The 11,682-nt window shown below is 51.4% G+C and carries 9 protein-coding genes; 1 reads left to right on the plus strand and 8 read right to left on the minus strand.

What is annotated here, in order from left to right; all coding sequences use genetic code 11:
* Positions 1-69: 69 nt before the first annotated feature.
* Positions 70-879, plus strand: coding sequence for a LabA-like NYN domain-containing protein (locus BUB16_RS03640; protein ID WP_073059587.1), 810 nt, complete (start codon positions 70-72; stop codon positions 877-879).
* Between the two features lie 387 nt (positions 880-1,266).
* Here the strand turns inward: BUB16_RS03640 and mdh are convergent, their stop codons facing one another.
* The 8 genes from mdh to carB form a co-directional block, all read right to left on the minus strand.
* Complete coding sequence (mdh, locus tag BUB16_RS03645; protein ID WP_073059589.1) at positions 1,267-2,223, minus strand: malate dehydrogenase; 957 nt, start codon at positions 2,221-2,223, stop codon at positions 1,267-1,269.
* An 84-nt stretch (positions 2,224-2,307) separates the two neighbouring features.
* Positions 2,308-3,177 (minus strand): NAD(+)/NADH kinase, encoded by an 870-nt coding sequence (locus BUB16_RS03650; RefSeq protein ID WP_073059591.1) that lies wholly within the window; start codon positions 3,175-3,177, stop codon positions 2,308-2,310.
* Positions 3,174-4,673: an ABC transporter substrate-binding protein gene (locus BUB16_RS03655; protein ID WP_084088014.1), complete on the minus strand. Its 1,500-nt coding sequence runs from the start codon at positions 4,671-4,673 to the stop codon at positions 3,174-3,176. Before BUB16_RS03655 ends, BUB16_RS03650 begins: the two co-directional genes overlap by 4 nt.
* A 45-nt stretch (positions 4,674-4,718) precedes the next feature.
* Positions 4,719-5,921, minus strand: a complete 1,203-nt coding sequence (locus BUB16_RS03660; RefSeq protein ID WP_073059595.1) for a D-alanine--D-alanine ligase — start codon at positions 5,919-5,921, stop codon at positions 4,719-4,721.
* A gap of 150 nt (positions 5,922-6,071) precedes the next feature.
* A complete protein-coding gene (gene recQ / locus BUB16_RS03665) occupies positions 6,072-8,249 on the minus strand; it encodes a DNA helicase RecQ (protein WP_073059597.1) in 2,178 nt (725 codons plus the stop codon).
* 41 nt (positions 8,250-8,290) lie between these two features.
* Positions 8,291-8,428, minus strand: a complete 138-nt coding sequence (locus BUB16_RS22145) for a GxxExxY protein (RefSeq protein ID WP_211483090.1) — start codon at positions 8,426-8,428, stop codon at positions 8,291-8,293.
* A 73-nt stretch (positions 8,429-8,501) separates the two neighbouring features.
* Positions 8,502-8,627, minus strand: coding sequence for a GxxExxY protein (locus BUB16_RS22150; protein ID WP_211483080.1), 126 nt, complete (start codon positions 8,625-8,627; stop codon positions 8,502-8,504).
* 152 nt (positions 8,628-8,779) lie between these two features.
* Positions 8,780-11,617, minus strand: coding sequence for a carbamoyl-phosphate synthase large subunit (carB, locus tag BUB16_RS03675; RefSeq protein WP_073059600.1), 2,838 nt, complete (start codon positions 11,615-11,617; stop codon positions 8,780-8,782).
* Between the last annotated feature and the right edge of the window lie 65 nt (positions 11,618-11,682).

Consider the following 11,682-nt stretch of genomic DNA (forward strand, 5'->3'; position numbering starts at 1 on the left):
GGTGACAAAAAAAGCTCACCCGCCGGTAATAAGCTATTATTAAGAATTATAAATAGAGAGGAAATTATTATGGAAGGTAATGTTGGTATTTTCGTCGATGCCGTAAATGTAACGATGAACGGAGGGTTCGGTTTGCGATATGATATTTTGCGAAAATTTGCCTGCCGCGACGGCCGATCGCCTTCACGCATGAATGTGTATCTTGGCTATGATCAACAGAGGGCACAGGAGGATGAATCTTATCAGGCCAAGACCGAACGATTCAGCGAGGTATTGCGCGATTTTGAGTACAAGGTTATAGAAAAGCCGATGCAATATTATGAAGATAATGAGACGGGCGAGGTTATTACAAAGTCGACCGTGGCGATGGATATGGCAGTGGACATGCTGACACAGGCCGATCAGCTGGATAATATCGTGCTGCTTACCAATGACGGAAGCTATGTCAGCGTGATCAAAGCGATTCAACAGAAAGGTACGCGGGTGGAGCTGGTGGGTTTTGATGATATGCCCTCAGAGCTTCGCAAGGAGGCGGATCTGTATATCTCCGGCTATCTTATCCCCGGACTGCTGCCTATTGAGTCGCCCTATCGGTGGGGCGAAGTGGGATCGCGTGTACGCGGGGTATGCTATGATTTTTCCCATGACGACGGCTACGGCTTCATGCGTTACCTGGTTGCGCTGAACGAAAAGCTCTGGATTACGGATTCGCGCTTCGAAGAATCGCCCTACAAAACGGTGTTCGCCCATATCTCGCAGTTCGAAAGCGACTTTGAGACCAGCTTTCTGCCGAGTCGCCATCTTATTTTTGAATTTGACCTGATTGAAAATGAAAAGGGACTGGTGGCGGAAAATATAGTGCTTATAAGCGCACCGTGAGGAGTAGAAAGTAGCAAGTTTTAAGTAAAAAGTTTGAAGGGCCCATCCTAAAATAGGTTGAAAAAAATAAACACATTAAGTCAACCGATAACACCCACAGGAGGTATTACCCGAAGATACAGCGATGCCTTCCAACGTCAGGCTGTGGAATCCGTCAAATAAGAACAGTACAACCAACCAACAATAAGCAGCTGATTTGTATGGATGCTCCCGGAAAAGCATTCCCAGCTCGTGGAAGAGTGTGGAATAATACTTGGCAATAAAGTAGCTACGTATTCAACCTGTTGATAAAGTCGGTAAACCAAAAAAGGCTCCGCTATGGTCGGCGGAGCCTTTTTTAAAAAATGCAAGTAGTGAAGAAGCCTTACGTCTTCAGTTTATTGCGATTTATTTATCCATCAGCTCGCGGAATTCTGCAAGGACAGAATGCACGTGATCTGCCGATGTATCCATAAGGTCTTGTTCTTCTGCGATTAAGTCAACCTCGATTATTTGCTTGATGCCGCCTTCGCCCAATTTCACGGGAACGCCCAGAAACAGGTCTTCGTGGCCGTATTCGCCGTTCAGGTAGGCCGCGCAGGGAAAGATTCGGTTTTGGTCGAGCATAATGGCTTCCACCATTTGTGCTGCAGCTGCACCGGGAGCATACCAGGCTGAGGTACCCATCAGGTTGACCAGCTCTCCGCCGCCGCCTTTGGTGCGTTCGACAATTTCCTCCAGCTTCTCATCATCGATAAACTGGGTGACCGGCATTCCTGCGATGGTCGTAAAGCGGGGCAGGGGTACCATGGTGTCTCCATGTCCCCCCAGCAGAAGCGCCTGAATATCTTTGGGTGATACATCCAGCTCTTCGGCCAGGAAGGAACGGTATCGTGCGGTGTCCAGAATGCCTGCCATGCCCATCACCCGGCTGGAATCCAGTCCACTGGTTTCATAGGCAACCTGGGCCATAACGTCGAGCGGGTTGGAAACAATAATAAGTATCGTATCGGGCGAATGTTCGATGAGCTGTTCGGTGACGGACTGTACGATGTTGGCATTGGTTTCCAGCAGATCATCGCGACTCATCCCGGGGCGGCGCGGCACTCCGGCCGTAATCACACAGACGTCAGACCCCGCTGTGTCTTCATAGTCGACGGATCCGGTGAGCTTGGTATCAAATTTGTGAATGGGCGATGATTCCCACTGGTCGAGCGCCCGGCCTTTTGACGGATAGATTTTATTACCATTTTTTTCCTGCACGATATCGACCATGACGACCTCTTTGGCAAAATCGCGCTGTGCCACGGCCATCGACACCGTAGAACCGACATTACCGCCGGCACCAACTACTGTTACTTTCATATTGACTGACTTTTTTAAGTGTTAAAATTTTGCCTAAAGATAATGGTAAAATTCGTGAATGTCAGAACGGATACGAATGAAAAATTAAGCTTCTCGTGAATCCATGCCCCACATCAGCTTATGACGGAGGGTATCGAAGTAGCTTTGCGTGGGCAGTTCGATCAGATCAACCGTAAAGTTGGAGCGCTTTATATTCACTTCAAAAGGATAGGATTCGATCTCCTTGATGAGACCGTCGTAGGAGAAAAGGACGTCATGGTCCTGCTTTTCCACTTTGATTTTCAGCGACTTGTTGGAAGAGAGTACGAGGGGACGAGTCGTCAGCGTATGGGGATTGATCGGGGTCAGGACCATCACATTCGTATTCGGCATTACGATGGGGCCGCTGGAGGAGAGATTATAAGCCGTAGATCCGGTCGGGGATGCCACAATCAGCCCGTCCGCCCAATAGTTATTGATAAACATATCATCGTATTCCGCACTGACATTTACCATGGAGGTGGAATCCTTTTTCGCAAACAGGAATTCGTTCAAGGCGTGGTAGATCGTGCCCTCGCTATCTTCGGCCTCCAGGAGGTATCGCTTGTCAATACGGTAGTTCCCCTCCCTGAGGTCGGTCAGCGCCTGCGCAATATTTTCCTTCTGTGTATACGCCATAAAGCCCAGTCGTCCGCTGTTAACGCCCAGTATCGGCTTCTGGATGTTCTTCATCAGGCGGGCCGTATAGAGCATCGTCCCGTCGCCCCCCACCGCAATAACGATATCCGCCTGATCTATAGCCTCTTTTTCGCTGTCTGTGACAATAGCGGAGGGATGTTCCTCGCCCCGGTACAGTTCGTGCAGTTCAGAACAAAATACAATATGCACATCATGATCATCGGCCCAGGACAGGATGTCGATAAAAGATTCTTTAACAGAATATTTTTTGGGGTTTGCTATAAGCGCGAGTTTCATAAGGGTCTGTTTATATTTTCGAAGGCCGGGAGTTCCACTCCGCGCAGGTCAATCCACCACGGGTATTGGTTGGCTGGAAGATCGTCAATGTCCTGTCGCTTCAGTGAAAACTGCTGCACGGTGAAGGTGATCAGCGGGGGATGGTCAGCCCATTCCATCGGAGGGAAAAGCTCCGGATGCTCGGTAAAAAATAGCCCGGTCCGTTGCGTGGGCACCCGGATGCCGGTTATGTCCAGCTCCCCGCCTTGTCCTTCCAGCAGATCAGACAGCTGCTGCAGGAAAACTTTACCATAGGGATGTTCCGTGGCCGGCACTTCCAGGCTCAGGTCACTCATTGCTGCTATTTTGGAATCATCGGTAAAAAATGAGGTATCCGTGATGGCGGGACCCAACGGGTCAAAAAGGGAGGAGGCATTGTTTTTGGCCAGTTGCGCAATGTCAGCGCCGCGATCCTCCGACACATCGGATGAAGGGTAACGCCGGAGGGCAAACATAGTGCTGCCTGTTTGAGAAAGAATATAGCGATCGCTGTATGGGGAGGCCAGGCTGCGCTCTTCCGTTAACAACTGCCGCGAAAGTGCGGGATCAAGTTCCGGCAATAAGTGGACGTTGCCCGCCTCCATTGCATTCAAAAAGCTTAAAGGGGTGTCACTGATAATCATATCCACCCGGTTGAGCCGGATGTCGGAAGCGGCATAATAGTTTTGGAACTTCGAAAAGACAAAGGTAGAATCACTGGACCGCTGCGCAAAGGTAAAAGGTCCGCTGCCCACCGGGGTGAAATCCCCTGTGCTTGTCCCGACCGCTTCTTTCGGGTAGATGACCGCCAGGGGAAGAGCCAGCTTTTGAAGAAAATCAGGATCCGGCTGATCCAACTCAAAAACCACCGTTGTGTCGTTGGGCGTCTGAATGCCGGAAATACGGTCCAGCTGTCTTAGCGTCGGGTTATAGACGTGCCGCTGTTCCCGGAAATACTCATCAAAGCCTTCAATGTTCATAAACAGCCCGGCGGCCCGGGGGGGCACCGCATTGTTGGCCATCCGTTCGAAAATAAAGGGCACATCGTCGGCGGTAAGCTTTCGTCCCGTCCCGCTTCCAAAGATGTCGCTGTCGTGGTAATACACATCCGGTCGAAGATGAAAGGTATACCTGCGATCATTGGCTCCCACCGACCATTTTTGAGCAATGGCGGGAGCGATGGTTCCCGCTTCATCAAATCGAACCAGTCCCTCATAGACCAGCTGAATGGCCCGGATATTGGTGGCGTTGTCGGCCAAAAGCGGATCCAGCGAGCGGATGGGCTGATACTCCCCGATATTGAGCTGCCGAAATCCGGCATCCTGTTGTTCCGCAGCCGGGAATTGTTCCACAGTGTCAGCGGCCGTTGTTTCGGGATCGCGATCGACTACGATCGTTTCCGGCTGTTTACAGGCCGCAGCTACTGCTACGATAAAAAAAAAGGTCATTACACGGTTGGCAGGGGAAAATAGATTCATAATCCTGATAAGTTAGAGGTCAATGGGAAAACCAAGACGTATCGGTCATTCTGATGGTTGTTTGGTTCCTTTGAGTCCCTTGATACCTTTAACGGCCTTCTCACTGAGCAGGTTGGTATCATAGGAGCGTATACGCCCTATCTTTAATTTATGTTGCTGCAGGGCGATCTCAATAAGTGTTAGCATTAATTCCCGCATATTCATTCCGTTTTCCTCCCACAAATAAAAGGAAAACGACCCGGGAATGGTATTGATTTCGTTAAAATAGACCTCTTTGGTATCGGCATTCACCAGGAAGTCGAGCCGGGCGACCCCGCTGGCGCGGAAGATGGTAAATATATTGCGGGAAAGCGACTGAATGTGCCCGGCAAGTTCGTCAGAAATATCAGCCGGGATCACGCGATCGGCCGAAGCCATGCCTTTTGGTCCCCCGCCGTCACTTTGATACTTGTCCTCGAACGAAAGGGTTTCCTCCTGTCCCAGGGGACGCTCGCAGACGCTCGTCTGCATCTTCTCGGGGGTCCCCAGCACCGAACAGTTGATTTCCATGAGCGGGGTAACAGCCTGTTCGATCATCAGGTTATTGTCGTAGCGGAAAGCCGTTTCCACCGCTTCTGTCAATGCTTGTTCATCTTCCGCCTTCGCTACCCCGATGCTGCTGCCCAGGCTAACAGGCTTAACCATGACGGGATAGCTGATCTTTTCGGCATAATGAAGCACGGACTGCCGGTCTTTGACCCATTCCCTTTCATAGAAATCAAATTCATCGACGACCGGCAGGTTATGAGCCCGGCACAGCTCTTTGGCTTTCACTTTGTCCATGCCCAGGCTCGAGGCGAGTACCCGGCTGCCGGCATAGGCGATATTGTACATTTCGCAGGTCCCCTGAAAAGCCCCGTTTTCGCCTTCCGAGCCGTGAAAGGCCGGTATCACCGCATGGATGGGATGCTGCTGCGGCGAGCGAAATAATCCTTTCTTTTCCGTTTCCTGCAGCACCGGCTTGCCCAGATCATTATGGGCGAAGGTACAGGCCGTGGCCCGGTTGACCAGCGCATCCAGGTCCTGGTAGTTTTCCAGGTCAAGCAGCGGAGGACCCGTCAGCCACCGGCCCGATTTAGAGATGTACAGGGGAATGATGGTGTAGTCGGTATCCTCCAGGGAGGACATAGCCTGCATGGCCGAGAGTACGGATACCTCGTGCTCGGGAGAGACGCCCCCAAAGGCGACAACAATGTTTCTGTGACTCATAACATCTTATCATCGTTAAGTTTATTCAAACGTAATGATAAGAAAAGATCTTCTTTGATGTGATATAAATGACCGAAGTTTACAAGCGATAAAAACAGGCCGCTGTTTCATATGCTGCCTGTTGTGGAGGAAGTTTATGAGCGTTCCGCATCAATCCCTGTTCTGCGCCATATAATACAGCTGCATCACGCGCAGTTCGCTGTAGCCGATGGTCTTGTCCAGCTTGTTATAGACAATACGCAACATCCGGGCGCCCACCTCATCCATAACGTCCATCACTTCATCGCGTTTTCGGACGGAAAGCGAAGAGGCGGCGGCGATTCCTTCGGTTCTCAGGTCATTTCCTTCTTCCAGATAGGTTTTCAGGTGTTTGATGATGGTCACTTCCTTGACGCCGTGCTCTTCGGCCAGGTGATCGATCGACTGTCCCTTGTTGAAGGCCTCGCCCACCTGTTGAAATTTTTTGGCAGACGATTTTTTCTTCTTCTTTTTCTTCAGGGACTTTTGACGCGGCTCCACGTCATTTTCCTCGGCGTATTTTCCGATGAGTTTCAGAAAATCCTTCCCGTATTTCTTTTGCTTGACCGAGCCCACGCCGTAGATAGCCAGCAGATCGTCCTCGTCCCGGGGAAAATAATAGGCCATCTCCATGAGCGTCGTATCGGGGAAAATGACGTAGGGAGGAATGCCCTGCTGGTCGGCCATCTCCTTGCGTTTTTCGCGCAGCTGCTCAAAGAGGTCCCGTTCGTAGTCGTTCTCTACATCCGAAGAAGTGCGTTCGATCGCATCATCCCCGATGACGGTGTCGGTGCGGTCGAGTACGCCGAATACATTTTCCTGCCCGTTCAGTACCGCCCGGGCCTGTTCGGTGAGTTTCAACGAACCGTAATTTTCGTCGCGGCTCAGGTAATCCTGCCGCACGAGCATGCGTCCCAGCAGGATCCACTGCTCTTTCGACCATTCATTGCCGATATCATAGGTTGAAAGCTCGTTATGACCGTTCTCAATCACTTTTTTGGCCGAAGAACCGCGCAGCACGTCCGCGATGTGATAGGCCCCGAATTGTTGGTCTGTCCGGGCCACACAGGAGAGAAATTTTTGTGATTGCACCGTCAGGTCTTCCACTTCCGCATCCACCGAGAGGCAGTTATCGCACATGCCGCACTCGTCGTGGGGATAGGTTTCGCCGAAATAGTTCATCAGGGGTTTGCGGCGACACTCATCGGTTTCCAGGAATTTCATCAGGTCTTTCAGGTGTTTTTCAGCCACCTCCTTCTCCTGGCCCTCTTTCTGGTTGATAAAATACTGGATTTTTTGCTTGTCGGACCGGCTGTAGAGCAGCAGGCAATCGGAACGCAAGCCATCGCGTCCCGCCCGGCCGATCTGCTGGTAATACGATTCTATATTCTTGGGCATATCGTAGTGCATGACAAACCGCACATTGGGCTTGTCGATGCCCATCCCGAAAGCGATGGTTGCCACAATGATGGAGATGTCGTCACGAATAAAAAGTTCCTGGTTGCGGGCACGTACCTTCTTTGAAAGTCCCGCGTGGTAAGGCTTCACTGAGTGCCCTTCCTTTTTCAGCTCCACATACAGTTCCTCAACCTGCCGGCGCGAAAAACAGTAGATGATGCCGGACTGTTTTTTCCGGGTATAAAGGAAATCGAGCGTCTGTTCTACCGGGTCGTCCTTGTCGGCCACCTTTAAAAACAGGTTTTTCCGGTCGAAGCTGGCCAGAAACGTTTCGGAATTGTCCAGATCAAGAATCTGCTCGATGTCCTTTCGAACGCGGGGGGTGGCAGTGGCCGTCAGGGCAAGACAGGTGGCATCCGGAAAATCCTCGCGCACTTCGTTCAGCTGCCGGTATTCGGGGCGAAAATCATGCCCCCATTCCGAAATGCAATGCGCCTCGTCAATGGTAAACAGGTCCACCTGCAGGTTGCTGAGCAGCTCCCGGGTCTGAGGCATAAGCAGCGTTTCGGGGGCCAGGTACAACATTTTGACTTCCCCGCGCTTCAGCTTGGCCACATTGGCCTGGTACTCCTCGGGGGAAAGCGAGCTGTTCAGGTAGATAGCGGGAATCTCGTACTGGCGGAGCTGCTCAACCTGGTCCTTCATCAGGGATATGAGGGGAGAGACGACAATGGTCAGTCCGTCAAAAAGCAGCGCGGGGATCTGGTAGCAGAGCGACTTTCCCCCGCCGGTCGGCATAATGACGAGCGCGTGTTTTTTTCCCAGTACCCGGGTGATGACATCCTCCTGGAGGGGACGAAAGTCTTCGTAGCCAAAAACATTATTGAGCTTGTTTCGTGCTTCTTTAATCATAGATCGCGGATTCTATTGATTGATCTGATTACTCAGATATTCTATCTGAAATCACTGTTAATAAAACGTTTAAAGTTCAGGCTGTTCTCACCGAAATTAATGAGGAGCCCAATTTCTAACTGAAAGGCTGTTAAATAGTTCAGAATTTGATTGTAATGAGTTTCGTTACTTTCTGAAATTGTTTTGAGTTCAACTTAAATCTTTTCTTCTACTAAGAAATCGACTCTTCGTTTACCGACGGATCCTCCTCTATTATAGTACAAAGGCATTGGAGGCTTCTCGACTATAGATAATTCTTACCGCTCGAAATTCTATAGCCAAACTTCGTTGATAAATAACCCCGGGAAATCCATTCCCGAGTGATGAATGAACCTTCATTGCACTACCGATGATATTACCGGTAATGTTGCGGTATTTATAATTTTAGTCCATAAGATTACTGATTTATTAGTAAGATACTAATAAGAACCAAATCCTTACATAATAACAATAAATCGATGTAATCAGCTTAATCAATAGAATCAGCGATCCTACTTGCTTAGATACAGGTTTTTGAACTCGTACGGCTTCTTGAAATGTTCGTCGTTGAAATCTTCCATGAAGTAGATTGTTTCACCGGTCGACTTCATCTCCGGTCCAAGCTCCTTCTTTACCTCGGGAAATTTGTCGAAGGGAAAAACCGGCTCCTTGATCGCCCATTTGTCGAGAGTGGAAGTCAGCTCTTCTTCGCTGAAGTCCTTTAATTTGGCGCCCAGCATCACCTTTACAGCGATTTGGGCTTCCGCACGTCCGGTAGCCTTGGCCAGGAAGGGGATGGTCCGGGTCGATCGCGGGTTCGCCTCCAGCACATACACCTCATCCCCTTTCACGGCATACTGCACGTTCAGGAATCCTATGATACCCATGTGTTTGGCAATCTTCTCGTGATAGGTCCGGATTTTATCCAGCGCCTCATCACTGAGCGAGTAGGTCGGAATGACCGCCGTGGAGTCGCCCGAATGCACGCCCGCCGGTTCGATATGCTGCATGATACCCGAGATATGGAGCTGCTCGCCGTCATAAACGGCATCCAGGTCTACCTCAACGGCATGCTCTAAAAACTTGTCGATGAGGAAAGCGTTTTCGGGATGAGTGGCAAGGACGCGCTCGGTATAATACTCCAGCTCTTCCTGTTTTACGGCGATACGCATCCCTTGTCCCCCGAGCACATAACTGGGACGAATGAGGACGGGATAGCCGATGCGGTCGGCAATTTCAAGGGCGCCTTCCACATCTTCGGCGGTGCCGTAGGAGGGAAAGGGAATATCCAGCTTCTTGAGAAATTCGGAAAACGACCCGCGGTCTTCCGCAAAATCAATCATCTCAAACTCGGTGCCGAAAATGTGAATCCCCTCTTCCACAAACCGCTTGCCGAGCTTCAGGGCCGTTTGTCCCCCCACCTGCAGGATGACCCCCTCGGGCTGCTCATGCTCGTAAATATCCAGCACGCGCTCCCAGAAGACGGGCTCGAAGTAGAGCTTGTCAGCAATGTCGAAGTCGGTGGAGACCGTTTCGGGATTACAGTTCACCATAATAGCCTCGTATCCCATATCCTGGGCCGCCTTGACCGCGTGCACGCAGGAGTAGTCGAATTCAATACCCTGCCCGATGCGGTTGGGTCCGCTGCCCAGGATCATCACTTTCTTCTTGTCCGACGTCTCGCTTTCATTTTCTCCCTCGTAGGCAGAATAAAAATAGGGCGTTTCGGCCGGAAATTCAGCGGCACAGGTATCCACCACTTTGAAGGAGGGTTTCAGTCCCAGCTCCTTGCGCCGGGCCCGGACTTCATTTTCGGTTACCTGGCCGTTGCTCTGGCTGAGCATCCAGGCAATCTGCCGGTCGCCGAATCCGGCCTGTTTAAGCTCAAAAAAGTCCTCTTTGGGTATCCCCTCCAGCGTTTGTCCCTCTGTGCGGTTTTCGAGGGATACCATGTAGCGGATCTGCTGCAGAAACCAGGGGTCGACTTTGGTGATATCGGCGATCTCTTCGACAGAGGCTCCCAGCTTGAAGGCATTGCGGATATTCAGCATGCGATCCCAGTACGGTTTGAGGAGTCGCTGGCGCACATCCTTGCGATCCAGCTCATTGTAGCCGTCCGCCCCAAGCCCGGCGCGGCCGATTTCGAGCGATTGAAAGGCTTTGTTCAGCGCTTCGGGAAAATTACGTCCGATCGACATCGCTTCCCCGACGGCCTTCATCTGGGTAGTGAGTTCTTCGTCAACGTTGGGAAATTTCTCAAAGTTAAATCGCGGGGTCTTGACAATCACATAATCGATGGAGGGCTCGAAGCAGGCCGAGGTGTTGCCGGTAATCGGATTGGGTAATTCGTCGAGGTTGTAGCCCACCGCCAGCTTGGTGGCGATTTTGGCGATCGGGTAGCCGGTGGCTTTGGAGGCCAGGGCAGAAGAGCGGCTTACCCGCGGGTTGATTTCAATAGCCACATAGCGGTCGCTGCCCGGTTCAACAGCGAACTGAACGTTACACCCGCCCGCAAAGGTACCGATGGAGCGCATCATCTTGATAGCCGCATCGCGCAGCATCTGGAACTGCTTGTCGGTAAGGGTCTGTGAGGGGGCTACGGTAACCGAGTCGCCGGTATGCACGCCCATGGGATCGATATTTTCGACCGTACAGATAATAACGACGTTATCGTTGGGGTCGCGCAGCAGCTCGAGCTCGTACTCTTTCCAGCCGAAAATGGATTCCTCGATAAGCACGCGGTGTACGGGACTCATTTCCAGCCCGCGGCGCACTTTTCGCTCGAATTCATCCTGTTTCCATACGATACCGCCGCCGGCCCCGCCCATCGTAAAAGAGGGACGAATGACAATCGGGAGTCCCCCCAGCTCTTCGGTAATCTCTTTGGCCTCCAGCAGCGATTCGGCCGCGCGGCTGCGGCACTGCGGTATGTCGATCTCATCCATCAGGTCGCGAAACTGTTGTCGATCTTCGGTGATATCCACCGCGGCAATATCCACCCCGATAATCTGGATGCCACGCTCCGTCCAATAGTTTTCCTGCTGGAGATCACGCGTCAGGTTCAGCCCGGTTTGTCCCCCCATGGTAGGCAGGACCGCATCCGGCTGTTCTTTTTCGACAATTTCTTTAATGGATTCGATGGTCAGCGGCTTCAGATAAATCTCATCGGCCATCATCGGGTCGGTCATAATAGTAGCCGGATTCGAGTTGATCAGCACTACCCGGTACCCGTCCTCTTGCAGGGAACGGCAGGCTTGCGATCCGGAGTAATCAAATTCGCAGGCCTGACCGATCACAATAGGCCCTGATCCGATGATGAGAATGGTGTTGATGTCGTTGCGTCGTGGCATTGCGTTGGTAAGTTTCTTTGTTAGCTGATTAACGTGTTTTTTGAAATGTGAGTCGTCGCCGGAAT

It is taken from the genome of Fodinibius roseus, from assembly GCF_900129315.1.
Lineage (GTDB): Bacteria > Bacteroidota > Rhodothermia > Balneolales > Balneolaceae > Fodinibius > Fodinibius roseus.